Source organism: Pseudomonas mendocina, assembly GCA_037482215.1.
GTDB classification, from domain to species: Bacteria; Pseudomonadota; Gammaproteobacteria; order Pseudomonadales; family Pseudomonadaceae; genus Aquipseudomonas; species Aquipseudomonas mendocina_E.
Genome location: CP148074.1, coordinates 2,125,814 through 2,146,665, shown reverse-complemented (window position 1 = coordinate 2,146,665; position 20,852 = coordinate 2,125,814). Strand labels below are relative to the sequence as shown.

The window sequence follows — 20,852 nt, the reverse complement described above, 5'->3', positions numbered from 1 at the left end:
ATGCAGCTGGCACAACTTAGCTAAGAGCAGCCAGTGCAGCAGCATAGTCTGGCTCATTGGCAATTTCGCTGACCAATTCGCTGTGAAGCACTTTATCGTTTTCATCCAGCACGACTACTGCCCGAGCAGCAAGGCCAGTTAGCGGGCCGCTGGCGATAGCGACACCATAATCCTTGAGGAAGTTAGCGCCACGCAGCGTGGACAGATTCACCACATTCTCAAGGCCCTCAGCGCCACAAAAGCGCGCTTGAGCAAATGGCAGGTCTGCTGAGATGCACAGCACAACGGTGTTTTCCAGTTTGTCCGCCTTGGCATTGAATGTGCGCACGGAGGTTGCACAGGTCGGGGTATCAACGCTCGGGAAGATGTTCAGAATCTTGCGCTTGCCAGCCAGGCTCGCCAGGGTGACATCGCTCAGGTTGCCAGCAACCAGAGAGAATGCAGGCGCCTGCTGACCAACCTGCGGCAGTTGACCCGCCACTTCGACCGGGGAGCCTTTGAGAGTAACGTTTGCCATGGTGAAGTCCTTCAACAGATTGATATTTGAAAGCGGCTGTACGCACTGTCACACAACAGTGCGTACGCTTGGCCTAGCCTGTCAGCTTAACCATTCGACAGGATTACCAGGTTATTTATTCGCGAAGTGATCGCGCGTCAGCTTGACCACTACCGGGCTGAGCAGCAGCAATGACAACAAGTTTGGTAGCGCCATTAAGCCATTCAATGTGTCCGCCACCAGCCAAGCGAAATCAAGCTGAGAGATTGCGCCGAATGGAACTGCAATCACCCAAAACAAGCGGAACGGCAGAATAGCCTTCGTTCCGACCAAATATTCCCAGCAGCGTTCACCGTAATAGCTCCAGCCAAGGATTGTGGTGAAAGCAAAAATCACCAACGCCAAGGTCAGAATGTAACCACCGAAGCCCGGCATAGCAGACTCAAACGCGGCCGCAGACAATACCGCCCCACTCTGCCCGCTGGTCCACACACCTGAGCAAATGATCGCAAGGCCGGTCATGGAGCAGATGATGATGGTGTCAATGAATGTACCGATCATGCCGATCATGCCCGAACGCACAGCACTGTTGGTGGTACCTGCGGCTTGAGCAATACCAGCCGTACCAAGACCCGCTTCGTTCGAGAAAATGCCACGAGCTACACCAAAACGGATGGCAGCGATTACAGCAGCACCCGCGAAGCCACCGGTGGCAGCAATAGGTGTAAAGGCGTACGTGAAAATGGTCTCAAACGCTGCCGGAATCTTGTCCGCGTTGACAATCAGGACCACCAGCGAAGCGATGATGTAGGCCACACACATAAAAGGCACCAGCGCAGCGGCCACTTTACCAATACGCTTAATGCCACCAAGGATCACCAAGCCAACCACAATCATAGTGGCGACACCGGTCAACCACAGTGGAATGCCGAATGAACCTTGCAAGGCAGCGGCCATGCTGTTGACCTGCACCATGTTACCGATGCCAAAACCTGCAAAACCACCAAAGATGGCAAATGCAGTACCCAGCCACATCCATTTTTTACCCAGGCCATTTTTAATGGCATACATGGGGCCGCCGACGAACTCACCACGCTCGTCCTTCTCGCGGTAATGCACGGCCAGTACAACTTCGCAGTACTTGGTCGCCATACCCACGAGCGCCGTGCACCACATCCAGAACAATGCGCCCGGGCCACCTAAAAAGATTGCCGTTGCAACACCGGCAATATTGCCGGTACCTACAGTGGCGGCCAGACAGGTCATCAAGGCCTGGAAAGGGCTGATTTCACCCGTAGACGCGTCACCCTTTTGCCGCCCTTGCCACATCAAACTGAAGCCCGCTCCGATCTTGCGAATCGGCATAAACTTCAAGCGCAGCATCAGGAAAAAACCGGTGCCGAGAATCAGCACCAAGATGGGCGGGCCCCAGATCAGGGCGTTGACCTGGTTTACGAGGGTATTCAGAAATTCCATGCTCATATCCTTATTCTTGTAGTGAACGCGAGGGGTAATTCGCTCGACCAGATGCCGGGTAGGCAATGCTGCTAATACTCAGACCTGTAGGCCTGATGCACTCACAGCAATTTGGTGCCTGTCCTCACTTAGACATCAGTGCAGACAAACCGAAGCTAGTATAGGAAGCCGATAGCAGAAAAGTTCACTATTTAGGGCCAAAAGCCCAGTGGATTTGGGTTACCAAGTTATTAAAACCCCTTTAATCCCTCGGAATCCAGAAAATATCCTGACTGCCCAGTTAAAAATCGCGTCGATAAAAAATATCCAGAGAACTGGCCAAACCACTGGCGGCTTCCAAATACAGCTTACGCGTCAACTCATAGCGCAATGCAATCGTGTTGGCGGGTTCAAACACACCCACGCCATAGCGCAGGCTGAGCCGTTCTGAGAGGTTACCGCTGGCCACCACACTGGTCGTCGCACCAGAACCCTGGGTATCCAACTGGAAGTCCTTAATCCCCAAACCTTCTGCCACTGTACTAAGCACAGGCGCGCTGCCCGCCATACCCAGCGCCAAAGCTGCCTGAGCCAGCATATTGTTGTCGCCAGCGTTTTGACCCAGTGGACGTCCCAACACAAGGTAAGACAGAGCCTGCTCCTGACTCATTGCTGGCTCTGAGAAGACCTCAGTTGTTGGTTGCATAGCATTGCCCGTCAGACGCAGCCCTGCCGTGACATCATCGACCTTGCGCACCGCCTCAATATCCAAAAAGGGCTGATCAATCGGGCCTGTAAAGAACACGCGCGCCCTGCGGATATTCAAGCGCTGTCCGTAAGCACGGAAACGACCGTCTTTAAGATTCAGATCTCCCCGTGTGTCGAGATCGTTGCCAATATGCAGACGCCCAAGGAGATCCGCCGTGAGGCCAAATCCTTTAAAGGTTAGCTTTTCCTGCCCGACCTCTACGTCAATATCCATGGCGATGGCGGTAGCTGGCTTTTGCGTTTGCTCGGTGCCAATAACCTGTGCATCGCCAGAGACCTGAACGGTAGATGGCGGTAGCTCGCGAACCTCTATCGCACCTTTTGGAATCGCCACTTTACCGGTGACAGACACGTGATCATTGAGCAAGACCAGTTGCAAGTCGGGCTCTACATCCAATGCTGCGTAGGGCTCGACATTAACCGGCAGGTTAGTGCCTTTCAGTCGCCAATCAGCAGCCAGACCATTCGCCCAGCTCAGGTCACCCTGCAACTTGCCCTGCCCCAGCTCACCGCTGCGCCAGCCGCCATCCAGCCGCAGACGCTGGCCATCTATCTGCGCCAACAACTGCAAAGACTCCAGATTCATAGGCAATTCGCCGCCCGAGACTTCACCATCTGCAATGCGCAATGAGCCATTCACCTGTGGAGAGAGCAGAAAGCCCGAAAGCATCCCCGAACCATTCAATTGTCCGGACACTCGCTCAACCATAGGCGCGAAAGGTCGAACGACTGCCAGATCTAGCCCGTTAAGATCAAAGCTCCCTCGCAGAGGCTTAGTGCTAGCCCGCGGATCTAGCTGGAATTGAACGAGCATTTGGCCAATTTTCGGACCACTGAGTTCAATACGGGTGTCGACCTGCTGAGGTTTGAGTTGCGAGACCAAGCTAAGGTTTTCGTAGTTGAAATCAACCCACTCATCTTGCTCCTTGACCCTCCAGACACCGCGGCCAGCATCCAGACGAATCCGGCCGCTCGGCCCAGCAGCCGGAACATCCAGTTTCAAGTCAGCATTGAGCTCGCCCTGCCACTGAAAGCTATCCGGCAGCCACGGTTTGAGACTTGCCATAGGGAAGTCACGAAGCTGGAAGTCGAGTTTCGGCTGGGGCATCAGTTGCTGCTTAGCCCCACACAAACTGGCTTGACCAGAACGCCAGCAGTGCGCACCAAGCTCCAGACGGCCGTTTGCCAGGTACTCAATGCTTGCGGGTTCTTGCAAGCGCCAGTCCTGCCCGCCACCTTCGAGCTGAGCACTGCTCAGACGCCCCCGCCAGTTGCCGTTGCTCAGCCCACCGTCGATTGCCAGCTCGCTGTTGAGCAGCGGCCCCTGTAAGGCCAACTGCACGCGATGCTGCTCCAGCGTACCGTCACCGTTGACGGTGAGGCGGCCGACATCTGTATCCCCTGAGCGAATCCCCTGAGCATCCAAGGCCAGTTTGGCGCGTTTACCTGCATCCAGGGCAGCATCAAGCGTCAATTGCCGGATGTACTGCCCATCAAATGCGAGTTTGTTACCTTGCAAGACAGCCTTGGCCGAAGGTGCCTGTACAGTACCAGTCAGGTTGATCTGTCCATTGAGCTGCCCCTGCAAGCCCGGCCACAGCTGTCCAAGCCTTGGCATCGCCAACTGCAGCTGTCCGCTCAGGGTTTCACGCAGAGCAGCCTTACCCTTGATGCTGTTATCACCCAGTTGAACGTCCAACGCGCTCAGCTCGCCCTGCTCCAGCCCACCGTCGTACTGCACCAGCACTTTTGCAGGCTGAGCACGCAGGCGGCCATCTAGGTTGATATCCGCTTTAAACTGCTTGAGATCACCCTTGCTGTTAATCGCACCAGCCAGCGTGCCCGGCATCTCTGCCAGCCAATAGGCCGGATCAAGCTGACTGACCTGCAGCCGAACATCCCAGTCGAGCTGATCAGCAAATCCTACGCTGACCTGCCCCTGGGCAAGCCCCTCTCCGGCTTGCAACGCAAGATCAGGCAGGTACACCCGATGCAGATTCCCGCTGACCGGGCTTTTCAAACTGAAGGCTCCAGCTGGGCCGTCCAGCGCAGCGGCAAAGTTACCGAGGTAGTCGCCATCACGGTACGCCACTTCAGCATCCAATGTTTTGAGCACGACCTCTGGCGGCTGCTCAAGCGGATACAGCCGCAGCCAGGGAAAGTCTTGCCACGCGAGCTTACTGTCGAAACTCAGGCCCTGGCCCCAGTCGACATTACCGCTCAACTGAACGTAATGCTCAGGGCTCGCCGTTACATTCAATGTATTGATGACGGCGCCGTCAGCCTTTACCACCCCGGCAAGCGTTAGCGCTATAGGGCCATCGGTTGCAGCAAGATCAGACTTACCTGCCACCATATAGCCTTTATCCAGATCACCTTCGGCGTGCAGGTCGAGCCGCTGCAGTGTCAGGGTATCGGGTAAATCTCGACTTGCTTTGAAAGAAGGCACTTGCAAGCGCAATGAGGCAGGCAAATGTTCCGCTAATGGCTGGACAACACCACTCAATGTACCGGCGAGGTAACCTTGGCTGTTGGCGTTAAGGGTCAGTTGATCACGCAGATTGCCATCCAGCTTCAGCTCAAGCGTCCAAGGCTGCTGATCAGGCGCCGGCAGCGTCAACTGCCCCCGCAGCTCCAACGGCCATTCTCCGACAGGCAACAATTGTCCTTTTACGTCCAGCGCAACGTCGCCGGACTTAACTCGAAGGGTTTCGATCAACAGCCCCTCAGTGCTCCAGCGAGCGCCGAGCTGTGCGCCCTGTACCTGGTCACTGCCATTAAAACGCACACCCGCAATGCTGATATCGCCCAACTCAAGCGCAACCGGCAGATTCAGATCAGGCAAGCTGAAAGGCTCCTCGCTGGGCGCTTCATCTGTCGGCGGAAAATCCAGAATAATCATGCCGCTGTGCAAACGTCCGATGCATAGGGTCATTCGCAACAAACAAGCGGGGCTCCACTCCATATTAGGCGCCTCAACCAGCACCTTATTGTCACCCTGCGTCCAATGCAGCTGGTTAGCTTTCCACTCTCCAGCGAGCTGCCCTTGAAATGCCTCGACCTCCAGCCCTGGGATCAACCCCAGCGCCCAACGACTACCGGCCTCAGTTTTGAGCAGCAGGCCGACCGACACCAATGCGAATATCAGCAGCGCCAGCAAGCAGGAAATAGCAATCAAAAAACGGCGCTTCACAGCTCAGGCCCCATGGAGAAGTGAAAGCGAATGCCGCCGTTATCATCCAACGGATGGGCAAGATCCAGACGCAGCGGCCCCAACGGTGAGACCCAACGCACCCCGACGCCCACAGCGCTCTTCAATGAAGGGAAGTCCAGGGAGTTGAAGCTATTCCCCGTGTCATAGAAGCTGGCCAGACGCCAGGAGTCAGTCAGGCTGTACTGGTATTCCGCGCTGGCAGCTACCAAGTATCGCCCACCGATTTTGTCACCTTTGCTGTTTTCCGGAGAGAGGCTCTGGTAGTCGTAACCCCGCACGCTCTGATCACCACCGGCAAAGAACCTTAGCGACGGCGGTACGTTGCCAAACCCATCAGACTCGGTCCCCCCAAACTCAACTCGCCCCAACAGTCGATGCCTGCTGAACACGGTCGTTAATCCCTTAAGCTGCACATTACCGTGAATCACATTGGAGTCTGATAACACGCCTTCCACTGCCCCGGACAAGCCGAGCTGCACACGATAACCGTGGTTAGGATCAATCTTGTTGTCACTTTGCAGGTACGAATAGCTGAAACCTGGCATCAAGAGCGTACTCAGGCCTGAGTCACCGCCTAGGTTGTACTCTTCTCGTAGCATTTTCACCGAAAGCACCCGCTGCCAGCCGCTTTCCAACTGACTGTGCCATTCAGGTCCGAATGTGAGCAGACGGCTCTTAGTATCGGTGTCGGCCAGGTCCTCAGCTTGATAGCCACCCGCAATACGCAGTTTGTCAGTCAGTGGCGGGTCCAGTGGAATGTCATACCACAACCCCACATTCTGCCGTGGCGCGGAAAGTTCAAACTCAGCACCGTAACTGTGTCCTTGGGGGTTGGCATAGTGACGTGTCCAGTTTGCCCGGCCGCGCGGCCCCACATCTGTCGAAAAGCCCAGACCAAGGCCCATGCTGCGGGGCTTGCGTGCCTGGAGCTGAACCTGAACCGGAATACGCTGCTCATCCGCAGCAGTCGGGTTGGCATCAACCTGAACGGTTTCGAAATAGCCACTGGAACGCAGTGCCTGATACAGCTCATTAATCAACGCCGCGTCATAGGGCGTTTCGGGCTTAAAAGGCACCATACGTTGCAGAAGTGACTCATCAAACGGTGCGTCCCCACTGAAGTTGACCTCCCCCAACTGGTAACGCGGACCACTGTTGTAGACCAGCTCGATATCAGCGGTCTCCGCCTCAGGGTCAATAACAAATCGCTGCTGGGTAAACCTGCCTGAGAAAAATCCAAACCGTGAGGCTTGGTTCTGAATATCGCGCTTTGCAGACTCGTAATGGCCATGATTCAGCTGGGCTCCAGCTTTTAACCCTGGCTCATCTGGAATGCGAAAACGCTTGAGCTCACTGGCCGGTCCTTCAATACGAATCACCACATCGCGAAGCCTGACTGGCTCGCCCGGCTCTACCTTGACGCTCAGCCGTGGTTTTTTTCCATCTGAGACTTCAGTGGTGATGTGCGCATGGTAGTAGCCAAGCGCCTGAGCTGCTTTGGCTGCCTGAGCCTCAGCGACCCGACGGAAACGCTGGAGATCCTCAGCATCGCGCTCCCCCAAATCCCCTATATGCCCCTCAATGTTCTTTTTCAGATCACTGTTAGAGGGTTCAACACGGACACGCAATTGAGCCTCTGCCAAGGCGGCAGAACTGAAGAGGAGAAGCGCAATAAGAGCAGAAACATTAACAAAAACAGGCATTAAAAGATGCTAACACAGGGTACGAACGAACTTGGATGTTAGGCCTGTCAGTAAGTTCGTACTAACAGGCCATGAATGTCACCCGGCAACAGTTGCAGGCTGCGGGTTAGGATGGAAGAACACATGCTCAATCACAGGCCCGATTGCGACCTCACCTAGTTCCTCATAACCATGACGCTTATAGAAATCCAGGTAATGGCTGTTTCCTGTATCCAGCACAATGCCTTGGGATGAAGCATCTGCCGCGCACCAGGCATGCAAATTCTCTAGAAGCTGCTCGCCAAGGCGCTTGCCCTGATACTGCGGGTGCACACCGAGCAGTGGTAAAACATGGTACTGACCAGCTGGCAAACAGGCGATTACTGCCTCGTGGTAAGCCAGGTAGCGCTGCGTACAGCGATATCCGGTTGAGAGCAACATCCGCAAACGCCACCCCCAGCTTTCGGTAATGCCTAAACGCCGAACAGGGGGAGCAATCAGCGCAATACCCACCAAACGATCCTCAATCAGCAGACCGATAGCGGGTAGTTCTTCAGCAAAGTGCTGATGCACCAACTCGCGAACCGTAGCCCGAACCCGCTGGTCGTAGCCAGGCCGCTCGGCATCAAACAGATAGGCGAAAGTGGGGTCATGCCGGTAGGCGTGGTAAAGCAACGAGCGGGCTTCACGCGTATAACCACTGTCCAGCATACGAACTTCTGCATGGGTATCCGGCATTCATCTGACCTCTTTTGTTTTTAGAGTGGATCGGCCTTCAGCCAAGTTAGCACCGCTCGCCGTCCCTCGCCACAGACTGGCCGTAGAGCAGCCTGATCGGCTAGGATCGAAAGCTTTCCATAGCAAAAGCCAAAATCGCCGACCATGAAGATTGTCTCCTTCAATATCAACGGCCTGCGCGCACGCCCACATCAACTGGCAGCGCTGATCGAAAAACACCAGCCGGATGTCATCGGCCTTCAAGAAACTAAAGTCGCTGACGAACAGTTTCCCGAGGCTGAAATTCGCCAACTGGGCTACCACGTTCACTACCACGGCCAAAAGAGCCATTACGGCGTTGCTCTGCTCTCCCGCCAAGAGCCCATCAGCATCAGCAAAGGCTTCCCTGATGATGAAGAGGACGCCCAGCGCCGATTTATTTACGGCACGTTTGCCGATGCCAACGGCAACCCAGTAACCGTCATGAATGGGTATTTTCCGCAGGGTGAAAGCCGTGATCATCCACTCAAGTTTCCGGCCAAACAACGCTTCTACGCGGATTTACAGAAACTTCTGACCACTCAATACACGCCAGAACAGCCACTGGTAGTGATGGGCGACATCAACATCTCCCCCCAAGATTGCGATATTGGTATCGGCGAGCCCAACCGTTTGCGCTGGCTGAAAACCGGCAAATGCAGCTTCCTACCGGAGGAGCGCGAATGGCTGGAAACCTTGAAGAACTGGGGGCTTGTAGACAGTTTCAAGGCATTGCACCCTGAGGTGAATGACCGTTTCAGCTGGTTCGACTACCGCAGTCGCGGTTTTGAAGACGAACCTAAGCGCGGCCTGCGCATTGACGTTATTCTGGCTTCATTAGCGCTCCAGGGACGACTCAAAGAAGCCGGTATCGACTACGAGCTGCGCGGCATGGAGAAACCTTCAGACCATGCGCCCATCTGGCTTGAACTGAGCTGATCAAAGCTCCGCTGTAGGCTCTAGCAGGTGACTGTCATTGTTCAGTCACCTGCTTGTCTTAATCTCTGCGTCTGCCTACCAACCCTTCATAAGGTTAATGACGCATGTCGCGTGCTTGTACACTGTCCGGCCGGGAAAACTGGACTCACACCATCGCTGTATTGATCCTTGCCTTTGTTTTTTACTCGCTGCCCATTTCTGCTTTCGCCGCTCTCCCCCCGACAACAAGTGACCACGCCACTCTTCGTATTCATGGCTCAAACACCGTAGGTGCACGCCTGGCCCCCGCCCTAGTTCGTGGTCTTTTGGAGGAACAAGGTTTCCAATCCATTTTGATCAAAGCAGGAGCGCGCGATAACGAGCAACTGGTTCAAGCACAAAGTCCTGACGGCAACACGATCATTATCACCGTTGCAGCGCACGGTTCTGGCACTGGCTTCGCTGCTCTGGCAACTGGAGAGGCTGATTTAGCCGCGTCGTCCAGGCCGATAAAAGCAGCAGAACTTGCAAGTCTTTCCGCACTCGGCGATCTGAGCAGCGCGAATGCCGAACACATTATTGCGCTCGACGGGCTCGCCATCATCCTGCATCCGCTCAACCCACTGACGAGTTTGACCACAGAGGAGCTGGCCCAGATTTTTGCCGGTGAGGTGAGCGATTGGGGCGAGCTTGGCGCGCCACCTGGCCCGATTCACCTCTACGCGCGGGATGATAAATCCGGCACCTATGACACCTTTAGCGAGCTCGTACTCAGTGCTAATGCCAAACAACTCGCTGCGACAGCAAAACGGTACGAGTCCAGCGAAGCACTGTCTGACGCCGTAAGCCGTGACAAACACGGCATTGGTTTTATTGGTCTGCCTTATATTCGACAAGCCAAGGCAATAGCCATCGGCTCAGGTGATGCCTTGGCCATGTCACCTAGCCAAACCCAGATCGCGACAGAAGACTACCCGCTGTCTCGACGCCTTTATTTGTATAGCTCGCCACATTCACAAAACCCATGGGTGCAGGCGCTTGTGGACTTTGCCCAAAGCGCACGCGGCCAGGCCATCGTCCAACAAACCGGTTTTATTCCGCAGACCATACAAACCGTTGCAACCGAACTGCACGAAGACATGCCCGCTAACTACCGTGAATTGGCACAAAACGCACAACGCCTTTCAGTGAACTTCCGCTTTCAAGAAGGCAGTGCCACCCTAGACAATAAGGCCAAGCGCGACCTGAACCGCCTCAACGATTTCCTCACACCCCATGCCAAGACGCAGGGCAATGTGGTGCTGGTTGGCTTTGGTGACACCCGCAATAACCCTCAGCGCACCGAGCTGTTGTCAAAACTGCGCGCACTCGCTGTCAGGAGAGAACTGCAACGCAGCGGCGTCAGGGTGCGGGACTTCATCGGTCTGGGCGATGGTTTGCCAGTGGCCTCTAATCAAGCTGCAGACGGTCGTCTTAAAAATCGCCGGGTAGAGGTTTGGGTTTATTGAGTATCAGGCGCCCGTGTCAGGCACAGGCAAAGCTGCAACCTATTGATACAGCATCTAAATGACATCACTTGCGAAAATTTAGCGTCAGGACGATCCTTAACACTGCGTGACGCCGGGCCCCTCTGGCGGTGAGTTCCTCACCGTGATGTCGGAGTCACTTGTGACCCCAACTTAAACCGACACTTAGAGGTGGCTCAAATGGAAAGCCTATTAGGCATCCTTAGCACGTCCTTTTTTGGTACCCCTGGCTGGTTCTGGCTGGCCTTCGTTATCATCATCATCGCCTTGCTCGCCCTTGATCTGGGCGTGCTGCACCGCGATCAACATGAAATCGAAATGCGCGAAAGCCTGCTGCTCTATGCAGGCTATTTCAGCGTTGGCGTGGCGTTTGGCGGCTGGATCTGGCTCCAGCTTGGCGCCACCAAAGCACTTGAGTTTTACACCGGCTTTCTGGTCGAACAGTCGCTTTCAATGGACAACGTGTTCGTCATGGCCATGATCCTAAACTTCCTCGCCATCCCCCGCCGCTACCAGCATCGCGTGTTGTTCTGGGGCATCCTCGGCGTGGTCGTCCTGCGCGCCATCATGATCGCCCTTGGCACGGCCTTGGTGCAGAACTTCGAGTGGGTGTTGTATATCTTCGGTGCATTCTTGTTCTTCAGCGGCATCCGCATGCTGTTTTCCAAGGAAGAAGCACACCCAGACCTTAGCCAGAACAAGCTGCTGCTGTTCCTGCGCCGCCATCTGCGTATTACAGACCGCTTGCATGAAGGGCATTTCCTGGTGCGCCAGCCTGACAAAACAGGGAAAGTCGTGTTGTTTGCCACCCCACTACTGCTGGCGCTGGTGCTGATTGAACTGGCCGATCTGGTGTTCGCTGTAGACAGTGTGCCGGCCGTGCTAGCGATATCTCAGGACCCGTTTATCGTCTACACCTCCAACATCTTTGCAATTTTGGGACTGAGGTCTCTTTATTTCGCCCTGGCAGCCTTGATGCACCGCTTTGTGTACCTGAAATATGCCCTGGCTGTAGTGCTAATCTACATCGGCGGCAAGATCTTCCTGCATGAGTTCGTCAAGGTTCCCGCAGCGCTTTCGTTAAGCGTTACGCTCGGAGTGCTGGCAGCAGGTGTGATCTTGTCTCTGATTAAGACCCGAGCCCAAAATGAAACATAACTCTCTATGTCACAGCCCGTTGTCACGATTGAAACCCTGCTGAAACACAATCAACAGTTTTGGCAGGTTCGTATGGGTAAACGTTGCCTGACGTTCAGCAACGAACGTGCAGCCCGCTCTTTTGCCGCGCAGTTGCACATGCGTGTTCAGTGGCTAAATGGCCAGACAAGCCACTGAATGACTAAAAAACAAAGCCCGCATTAGCGGGCTTTGTTTTGGCCTTCGACGTTAGCGAGCGCTTTTCAGCAGTTCCTTAGGCACATACTTACCCAACTCGAACTTACCAATGGCCGCACGATGCACTTCGTCGGGGCCATCAGCCAAACGCAGAGTACGCTGCATGGCATACCAATAAGCAAGCGGGAAGTCACCGGAAACGCCTGCTCCACCGTGCATCTGGATCGCCCGGTCAATCACCTTCAGGGCAACATTGGGTGCCACCACCTTGATCTGGGCGATTTCACTCGCTGCGATCTTGTTGCCGACGGTGTCCATCATGTACGCCGCATTAAGCGTCAGCAGGCGCGCCATGTTGATCTCCATGCGCGACTCGGCGATCAAATCCAGATTGCCCCCCAAGCGCGCCAGAGGCTTACCAAATGCTGTACGGCTAACTGAACGCTCGCACATCAGTTTTAGAGCGCGCTCCGCCATACCAATGGAGCGCATGCAGTGGTGAATCCGGCCTGGGCCAAGACGCCCCTGGGCGATTTCAAACCCACGGCCCTCACCCAACAGCACGTTCTCATAGGGCACTCGCACGTTCTCGAACAGCACTTCGGCATGACCGTGAGGCGCATCGTCGTAACCAAAAACAGGCAGCGGGCGGATGATCTTCACGCCGGGGGTATCTGTCGGCACCAAGATCATCGAATGCTGTGCATGGCGCGGTGCATCCGGATTGGTCAGCCCCATGAAGATCATGATTTTGCAGCGCGGATCACAAGCCCCGGACGTCCACCACTTACGGCCATTGATCACCCACTCATCACCCTCACGCACAGCGCGGGCTTGCATATTAGTGGCATCACTGGAGGCCACAGCTGGCTCGGTCATGGCGAAGGCTGAACGAATCGTGCCGTCCAGCAGCGGCTTGAGCCACTGCTCTTTCTGCTGCTCGTTACCATAACGCACCAGCACCTCCATGTTGCCGGTATCTGGAGCTGCACAGTTGAACGGCTCCGGGCCGATCAGGGAGCTACCCATGATTTCAGCCAGTGGCGCGTACTCGGTATTGGTCAACCCAGCGCCGAGTTCCGACTCAGGCAAGAACAAGTTCCATAGGCCCTCGGCCTTAGCCTTGGTCTTCAGCTCTTCCATGATGGCTGTAGGTTGCCAGCGGTCACCTTCATTGACCTGCCGTTCAAATACGGATTCAGCAGGGTAGACATGCTTTTCCATAAAAGCAGTGACCCGCTGGCGCAATTCCTGAACCTTTGGTGAGTAGGCGAAATCCATAGGGGTACCTTCTTGTTCGTTCTGGAGTGTTCGGTGGAGTAGCAATAAGACTTGAACTGAGCATAAGATTTACCCAATCTATTTATTACGACCACAACTATTCACAAAACATATATTAGCCATTAATGCTAGCTGCATACGGAGCGAACCGGAAATGAATCTGAACAAGGTCGACCTCAACCTTTTCGTCGTCTTCGATGCCATTTATACCGAGGCCAACCTGACTCGCGCAGGACAGATCGTTGGCATCACCCAGCCTGCCGTATCCAACGCCTTGGCGCGCCTGCGGGAAACCTTCAATGACCCGCTGTTTGTTCGCACCGCCCAAGGCATGGTGCCCACACCCATGGCGCAAAACATCATTGGCCCTGTGCGCAATGCGCTCCAGCAGCTGCGGATTTCAGTACAGGAAAGCCGCATCTTTAACCCTGCGCAAGCTAACAAGATCTTTCGCATCAGCATGACTGACCTGACCGAAGCCGTCGTGCTGCCACCTCTGTTCCAGCGACTACGCCGGCAAGCGCCTAATGTGAAGATTGAAAGTATGCTAGCTCGACGCCGGGAGACCACTAAGGAGCTGGCCGCCGGTCGCCTCGACTTTGCCGTAGATGCCCCGCTCAACATTGACCCGCAGGTGCGTCACGTCAAACTCATGGAGGATCGCTACGTTTGCGCCATGCGTCAGGGGCACCCGCTGGCCAAAGAGAAAATCACGTTGGATGAATACTTGGGACTCACCCACATCCACATCTCAACTCGTCGCAACGGGCTCGGCCACGTTGACCTGGCTCTTGGTCGGCAGGGCCTGCAGCGCAATATCGCCTTGCGCTCACAGCATTACCTGATGGCGACCACCGTGCTTGAAACCACCGACATGGCCATGACCGTGCCTGAACGCTTTGCCCACCGTAACGGGCTGCACTTTGTCGAATTACCTGTTAAAGACATGCAGACGCTGGAAACTCACCTGTACTGGCACGAAAGCACAGATCAGGACCCGGCCAACCGCTGGATGCGTGAGCAGATCATTGAGATTGCTCAAGCCGCAAACAAACAGCCCCTCTGAGTGACTTAGCCCTTCTTTCTTATACCCACAAGGCCAGGCCATGTTGGTTTATTGAGTGGATTGACTTCGGCTGCAAACAGCTTTACGTTTACGTAAAGGTAAATACGAGCCAGTCTATTCATGTCTGCAGTCACTTATTCAATCTCCGAACTGGCCCGCGAGCTGGACATCACCACCCGCGCCATTCGCTTCTATGAAGAACAAGGCATGCTCAACCCCGAACGCCGGGGTCAGGAGCGCATCTACAGCGCTAAAGACAAAGTCACCCTGAAGCTGATTCTGCGCGGCAAGCGCATCGGCTTTTCCCTGGCCGAGTGCAAGGAGCTGATTGAGCTGTACGACCCGGTTCACGGCAACCAGAAACAGCTGAACACCTTTATGAGCAAGATTGCTGAGCGCCGCGCTCAGCTCGAACAGCAGCTGCTCGATATCCAACAAATGCAACTGGAACTGGATACCGCCGAAGAGCGGTGCCTGGCAGCGCTCGCAGAAATCACAAAACGCTAACCCTACTCCCCTATCCAATAACAATTTCGCAGGTGGAATCATGAACTATCCGTCCCTCAACTTCGGTCTTGGCGAAACCATCGACATGCTGCGCGACTCGGTTCGCCAGTTTGCCCAAGCTGAGCTTGCGCCACGCGCAGCTCAGATCGACCGTGACAACGAATTCCCCATGGATATGTGGCGTAAATTCGGTGACATGGGCCTGCTTGGGATGACCGTAAAAGAGGAATACGGCGGAACCGACATGGGCTATCTGGCCCACGTGATTGCCATGGAAGAAATCAGCCGCGCGTCTGCTTCAGTTGGCCTATCCTACGGCGCGCACTCAAACCTATGCGTGAACCAAATTCATAAAAACGGCACCGAAGCACAGAAGCAGAAATACCTGCCCAAGCTCTGCTCCGGTGAGCATATCGGCGCCCTGGCCATGAGTGAGCCGAACGCCGGTTCTGACGTGGTGTCGATGAAACTGCGCGCCGAGAAGAAAGGCGACCGCTATGTGCTCAATGGCAACAAGATGTGGATCACCAATGGCCCAGATGCCAACACCTATGTGATCTATGCCAAGACCGACATCAACGCCGGTTCTAAAGGCATAACAGCGTTTATCGTCGAACGCGACTTCAAAGGTTTCTCCCGTCACCAGAAGCTCGACAAGCTCGGCATGCGCGGCTCCAACACCTGTGAGCTGGTGTTTGAAGATTGCGAAGTGCCAGAAGAAAACATCCTCGGCGCAGAAGGCCGTGGCGTGGCCGTGCTGATGAGCGGCCTGGACTACGAGCGCACTGTGCTGTCGGGCGGCCCGACCGGGATCATGACCGCGTGCATGGACGTGGTGGTGCCGTACATTCACGAACGCCGCCAGTTCAATCAGTCCATTGGCGAGTTCCAGCTGATTCAGGGCAAAGTCGCCGACATGTACGCAGGTATGAACGCCTCCAAATCCTACCTGTACAACGTCGCCAAGGCCTGTGATCGCGGCGAAGAGTCCCGCAAAGACGCTGCAGCAGTGATCCTCTACACCGCCGAAATGGCCACCAAAATGGCCCTGGACACCATCCAGATTCTTGGCGGTAACGGCTACACCAACGAATACCCGGCTGGCCGTCTGCTGCGTGACGCCAAACTGTATGAGATCGGCGCAGGCACCAGCGAAATCCGCCGCATGCTGATTGGCCGCGAGCTGTTTAACGAAACCAAGTAAGTCACTGGTCTCGAAATCTGCACACGCAGAAGAACGCTAAAAGCTGGTGGGTGAGCGAAGCCTCACCCACCCTACGAAAAGACGGATCAACGGAGCCGTTTCATGGCCATCCTGCACTCCCAGATCAATACCCGCTCGCCGGACTTCATCGCCAACACTGAAGCGATGCAAGCTCAGGTAGACGACCTGCGCACCCTGCTCGCCCGCATCCATGAAGGCGGCGGCGAGAAAGCCCAACTGCGCCACACCTCTCGCGGCAAATTACTGCCCCGTGAACGCATCAACCGCCTGCTGGACCCCGGCTCGCCGTTTCTCGAAATCGGCCAGTTGGCAGCCTATGAAGTCTATGGCGAAGACGTCCCAGCAGCCGGTGTCGTGGCCGGGATTGGCCGCGTGCAAGGCGTTGAATGCATGATCGTCGCCAACGACGCCACGGTAAAAGGCGGCAGCTATTACCCGCTGACCGTTAAGAAGCACCTGCGCGCCCAGACCATCGCCCAGCAGAACCGTCTGCCGTGCATTTATCTGGTGGACTCCGGCGGCGCCAACCTGCCACGTCAGGATGAGGTGTTCCCGGACCGTGAGCACTTCGGTCGCATCTTCTTCAATCAGGCCAATATGAGCGCCATGGGCATCCCGCAGATTGCCGTGGTGATGGGCTCCTGCACCGCCGGTGGCGCCTATGTGCCGGCCATGGCTGATGAAGCGATTATGGTGCGCCAGCAAGCCACCATTTTCCTTGCAGGCCCGCCGTTGGTGAAAGCCGCCACCGGTGAAGTGGTCAGCGCGGAAGATTTGGGCGGAGCCGATGTGCACTGCAAAACCTCGGGCGTGGCCGACCATTACGCCGAGAACGACGAACACGCCCTGGCCATCGCCCGCCGTTGCATCGCCAACCTTAACTGGCGCAAGCTCGGCAGCCTAAATACCCAAACGCCAATCGCTCCGCTGTACAGCAGCGACGAGCTGTACGGCGTGGTCCCGGCCGACTCCAAGCAGCCCTTCGATGTGCGCGAAGTCATCGCCCGCATCGTTGATGGTAGCGTGTTGGATGAATACAAGGCGCTGTTCGGCACCACGCTGGTCTGCGGCTTTGCCCATATTCACGGCTATCCGGTGGCGATTCTGGCCAACAACGGCATCTTGTTTGCTGAATCCTCGCAAAAAGGTGCGAACTTCATCGAACTGGCCTGCCAGCGCGGCATTCCGCTGCTGTTCCTACAAAACATCACCGGTTTTATGGTCGGGCAAAAATACGAAGCCGGTGGCATCGCCAAACACGGTGCCAAGCTGGTGAATGCAGTGGCCTGCGCCAAGGTGCCGAAATTCACCGTGATCATCGGTGGCAGCTTTGGCGCTGGTAACTACGGCATGTGTGGCCGCGCCTACGACCCACGCTTCTTGTGGATGTGGCCGAATGCGCGCATCTCCGTGATGGGAGCCGAGCAGGCTGCTGGCGTGCTGGTGCAGGTGAAGCACGAACAGGCCGCCCGCGCTGGGCAGACCTTTAGCGCTGAAGAAGAAGCCAGCCTCAAGCAGCCGATTCTTGAGCAGTACGAACGTCAGGGCCACAGCTACTACAGCAGTGCGCGCCTGTGGGATGACGGTGTGATCGACCCAGCGCAGACCCGCGAGGTATTGGGCCTTGCCCTCTCCGCCAGCCTCAACGCACCGATTGAGCCGACCACCTTTGGCGTGTTCCGCATGTAAGGCCATAGACCATGACCGAATTCACGACTGTACAACTGGAAAAAGACTCTCGCGGCTTTGCCACCCTGTGGCTGAACCGTGCGGATAAAAACAACGCATTTAATGCTGAGATGATTCGTGAGCTGATCCTCGCCATCGACGAGATCGCCGCGGATAAGAGCCTGCGCTTTCTGCTCCTGCGCGGACGTGGCAAACACTTCAGCGCCGGGGCCGATCTGGCTTGGATGCAACACGCTGCGACGCTGGATTACAACGCCAACCTCACCGACTCCCGCGAGCTAGCAGAGCTGATGTACAACCTCTATCAGCTCAAACTGCCAACCTTGGCTGTCGTCCAAGGGGCAGCCTTCGGTGGAGCGTTGGGTTTAATCAGCTGCTGCGACATGGCCATCGCCGCCCAGGATGCACAGCTGTGCTTGTCAGAAGTGCGCATCGGCCTCGCCCCGGCGGTGATCAGCCCGTTCGTGGTCAAGGCCATGGGCGAACGTGCCGCCCGCCGCTATGCAATGACTGCCGAGCGTTTTAACGGCGTGCGTGCTTATGAATTGGGTTTGGTGGATGAGTCCTATCCGGCTGACCAGTTGGATCAGGCTGTCGAAGAGTGGATCAACAATCTGCTGCTCAACAGCCCGCAAGGTATGCAGGTGACCAAAGACCTGATCCGCGAAGTCACCAGCAGCACCCTGCCCCCGGCGCTGCGCCGTTACACCGAAAACGCCATCGCCCGTATCCGCGTCAGCCCAGAAGGTCAGGAAGGCTTGCGTTCCTTCCTCGATAAACGCAAGCCCAGCTGGCAGGAGCCATCCGCATGAGCCTGAAGCACATTGATACCCTGCTGGTCGCTAACCGCGGCGAAATTGCCTGCCGCGTGATGCGTACCGCCTCCGCCATGGGCCTGCGCACCGTGGCCGTTCACAGCGCCATCGACGAGAACGCCCGCCATGTGCGGGAAGCTGACGTGGCGATCAACTTAGGTGGTGCCAAAGCCGCTGAAAGTTATCTGCTGGTGGACAAACTGATCGCCGCAGCCAAAGCCAGTGGCGCTCAGGCGATCCACCCTGGTTATGGCTTTCTTTCGGAAAACGCAGGTTTTGCCCGCGCCATTGAGCAAGCGGGTCTGATCTTCCTCGGCCCGCCCGCCAGCGCTATCGACGCCATGGGCAGCAAATCAGCCGCCAAAGCACTGATGGAAACCGCAGGTGTACCGCTGGTACCTGGCTATCACGGTGAAGCGCAGGATGTGGAAACGTTCCGCGCCGCCGCTGCGCGCATCGGCTATCCGGTATTGCTAAAAGCTGCGGCTGGCGGCGGCGGTAAAGGCATGAAGGTGGTCGAGCAGGAAAGCGAGCTGGCGGAAGCGCTGGCCAGCGCCCAGCGTGAAGCGCAGTCCTCCTTCGGTGACTCGCGCATGCTGGTGGAGAAATACGTACTCAAGCCGCGCCACGTAGAGATTCAGGTATTCGCCGACAGCCACGGTAACTGCCTGTACCTGAACGAGCGTGACTGCTCGATCCAGCGTCGCCACCAAAAAGTCGTGGAAGAAGCGCCAGCGCCGGGTCTGTCCCCCGAACTGCGCCGCGCCATGGGCGAAGCCGCTGTTAAAGCCGCACAGGCCATCGGCTACGTCGGTGCGGGCACCGTGGAGTTTTTGCTGGACTCCCGTGGCGAGTTCTTCTTCATGGAGATGAACACCCGCTTGCAAGTTGAGCATCCGGTCACCGAACTGATCACGGGGCTTGATCTGGTCGCCTGGCAGATTCAAATCGCCCGTGGCGAGCCGCTGCCAATCACCCAGGATCAGGTACCGCTGAACGGCCACGCCATTGAAGTGCGCCTGTACGCAGAAGACCCGGACAACGACTTCCTCCCCGCCACCGGCACGCTTTCGCTGTACCGTGAAGCCAAAGCGGGACCTGGCCGCCGTATTGATTCTGGCGTGGCCGAAGGGGATGAGGTCTCGCCGTTCTACGACCCAATGCTGGGCAAGCTGATCGCCTGGGGCGCTAACCGTGAAGAAGCGCGCCTGCGCCTGCTGGCCATGCTCAAAGAGACCTGTGTGGGTGGCGTCAAAACCAACCTGGCGTTCCTGCATCGCGTACTCGCACATCCGGCCTTTGCCAGTGCTGAACTGGATACCGGTTTTATCGCCCGTCACCACGAGCAACTGCTGCCACCGGTAGCCGAGCTAAGCGATGAGTTCTGGCAACTGGCTGCTGAGGCGATGCGCCAAAGCAGCGACAACGCTGTGCGCACAGATGATGCCAACTCCCCCTGGAGCCAACACAGCGGCCTGCGTTTGGGCCTGCCAGCAGAGACGGATCTGCACTTGAGCTGTCAGGGCCAGCGCCAAGTGGTGCGTTTGCGCCATGCCGCGCCGAGCAACATCCAGCTCAACGGTGAACTGCTGCAGGTTGAACACAACGGCCTGCGCCAGCAGCATCTGGCCATCCGCCGCGGTGATGCGCTGTTTTTGCACTACGCCGGTGAGCTGCGCTGCGTGCAGGCTGTCGACCCGATTGCCGAGGCCGAAGCCAGCCATCAGCAGCAAGGCGGCCTCACCGCGCCCATGAACGGCAGCATTGTTCGCGTTCTGGTGGAGCCAGGCCAGATGGTTGAGGCCGGTACCGCGCTGGTGGTGTTGGAAGCCATGAAAATGGAACACAGCATCCGCGCCCCGCAGGCCGGTACCGTCAGCGCGCTGTATTGCAGCGAAGGCGAAATGGTCAGCGAAGGCACTGTGCTCGTAGAATTGGCCGACACCGAACCGGCCTGACGTTCGCGGTTAAAACCGCTCCCACAGACATAGTGTTTGTAGGAGCGGCTTCAGCCGCGAATGGCAAGATTGAACACCCTCTTGATGCAACAAATCCCGCATCAGGCCAGCAGCACACAACGTAGGGTGGATAAGCGCGCAGCGTTATCCACCAATATTTG

General features: G+C 56.4%; 16 protein-coding genes. 10 read left to right on the top strand and 6 right to left on the bottom strand.

From position 1 onward, the window contains the following. Window positions 1–16: 16 nt before the first annotated feature. From tpx to WG219_09700, 5 genes are all read right to left on the bottom strand, one after another. Window positions 17–517 (bottom strand): thiol peroxidase, encoded by a 501-nt coding sequence (gene tpx / locus WG219_09720; protein WXL27702.1) that lies wholly within the window; start codon window positions 515–517, stop codon window positions 17–19. 111 nt (window positions 518–628) lie between these two features. Continuing rightward, window positions 629–1,972: a sodium:alanine symporter family protein gene (locus WG219_09715; GenBank protein WXL27701.1), complete on the bottom strand. Its 1,344-nt coding sequence runs from the start codon at window positions 1,970–1,972 to the stop codon at window positions 629–631. A gap of 280 nt (window positions 1,973–2,252) precedes the next feature. Then, complete coding sequence (locus tag WG219_09710; GenBank protein ID WXL27700.1) at window positions 2,253–5,912, bottom strand: translocation/assembly module TamB domain-containing protein; 3,660 nt, start codon at window positions 5,910–5,912, stop codon at window positions 2,253–2,255. After that, window positions 5,909–7,636, bottom strand: a complete 1,728-nt coding sequence (locus WG219_09705; protein WXL27699.1) for an autotransporter assembly complex family protein — start codon at window positions 7,634–7,636, stop codon at window positions 5,909–5,911. The genes WG219_09710 and WG219_09705 overlap by 4 nt, the downstream gene beginning before the upstream one ends. A 78-nt stretch (window positions 7,637–7,714) precedes the next feature. After that, window positions 7,715–8,353, bottom strand: coding sequence for a GNAT family N-acetyltransferase (locus WG219_09700; protein ID WXL27698.1), 639 nt, complete (start codon window positions 8,351–8,353; stop codon window positions 7,715–7,717). A gap of 144 nt (window positions 8,354–8,497) precedes the next feature. Here WG219_09700 and xthA point away from each other — a divergent pair, with 144 nt between their 5' ends. The 4 genes from xthA (at window position 8,498) to WG219_09680 (ending at window position 12,150) form a co-directional block, all read left to right on the top strand. Then, window positions 8,498–9,310: an exodeoxyribonuclease III gene (gene xthA / locus WG219_09695; GenBank protein WXL27697.1), complete on the top strand. Its 813-nt coding sequence runs from the start codon at window positions 8,498–8,500 to the stop codon at window positions 9,308–9,310. A gap of 104 nt (window positions 9,311–9,414) precedes the next feature. Continuing rightward, window positions 9,415–10,797: a phosphate ABC transporter substrate-binding/OmpA family protein gene (locus WG219_09690; GenBank protein ID WXL27696.1), complete on the top strand. Its 1,383-nt coding sequence runs from the start codon at window positions 9,415–9,417 to the stop codon at window positions 10,795–10,797. 198 nt (window positions 10,798–10,995) lie between these two features. Beyond that, window positions 10,996–11,973 (top strand): TerC family protein, encoded by a 978-nt coding sequence (locus WG219_09685; GenBank protein ID WXL27695.1) that lies wholly within the window; start codon window positions 10,996–10,998, stop codon window positions 11,971–11,973. Window positions 11,974–11,979: 6 nt separating this feature from the next. Continuing rightward, window positions 11,980–12,150 carry a hypothetical protein gene (locus tag WG219_09680; protein ID WXL27694.1) on the top strand — a complete coding sequence of 57 codons (171 nt, stop codon included), beginning with the start codon at window positions 11,980–11,982 and terminating at the stop codon, window positions 12,148–12,150. A gap of 51 nt (window positions 12,151–12,201) precedes the next feature. On the opposite strand, the gene WG219_09675 is transcribed toward WG219_09680, so the two are convergent. After that, on the bottom strand, window positions 12,202–13,431 hold the full coding sequence (locus WG219_09675) for an acyl-CoA dehydrogenase (GenBank protein ID WXL27693.1): 1,230 nt from the start codon (window positions 13,429–13,431) through the stop codon (window positions 12,202–12,204). A gap of 154 nt (window positions 13,432–13,585) precedes the next feature. Between WG219_09675 and WG219_09670 the strand changes: the two genes are divergently transcribed. From WG219_09670 to WG219_09645, 6 genes are all read left to right on the top strand, one after another. Beyond that, complete coding sequence (locus WG219_09670; protein ID WXL27692.1) at window positions 13,586–14,497, top strand: LysR family transcriptional regulator; 912 nt, start codon at window positions 13,586–13,588, stop codon at window positions 14,495–14,497. 120 nt (window positions 14,498–14,617) lie between these two features. Continuing rightward, entirely contained in the window at window positions 14,618–15,004 is a 387-nt protein-coding gene (locus WG219_09665) for a MerR family DNA-binding transcriptional regulator (GenBank protein ID WXL27691.1), read from the top strand. A 40-nt stretch (window positions 15,005–15,044) separates the two neighbouring features. Then, window positions 15,045–16,208, top strand: a complete 1,164-nt coding sequence (locus tag WG219_09660) for an isovaleryl-CoA dehydrogenase (protein WXL27690.1) — start codon at window positions 15,045–15,047, stop codon at window positions 16,206–16,208. Between the two features lie 102 nt (window positions 16,209–16,310). Further along, entirely contained in the window at window positions 16,311–17,918 is a 1,608-nt protein-coding gene (locus WG219_09655) for a carboxyl transferase domain-containing protein (GenBank protein ID WXL27689.1), read from the top strand. A gap of 11 nt (window positions 17,919–17,929) precedes the next feature. Then, window positions 17,930–18,730: a gamma-carboxygeranoyl-CoA hydratase gene (locus tag WG219_09650; protein WXL27688.1), complete on the top strand. Its 801-nt coding sequence runs from the start codon at window positions 17,930–17,932 to the stop codon at window positions 18,728–18,730. Continuing rightward, window positions 18,727–20,691 carry an acetyl/propionyl/methylcrotonyl-CoA carboxylase subunit alpha gene (locus WG219_09645; protein WXL27687.1) on the top strand — a complete coding sequence of 655 codons (1,965 nt, stop codon included), beginning with the start codon at window positions 18,727–18,729 and terminating at the stop codon, window positions 20,689–20,691. The genes WG219_09650 and WG219_09645 overlap by 4 nt, the downstream gene beginning before the upstream one ends. Window positions 20,692–20,852 lie beyond the last annotated feature (161 nt).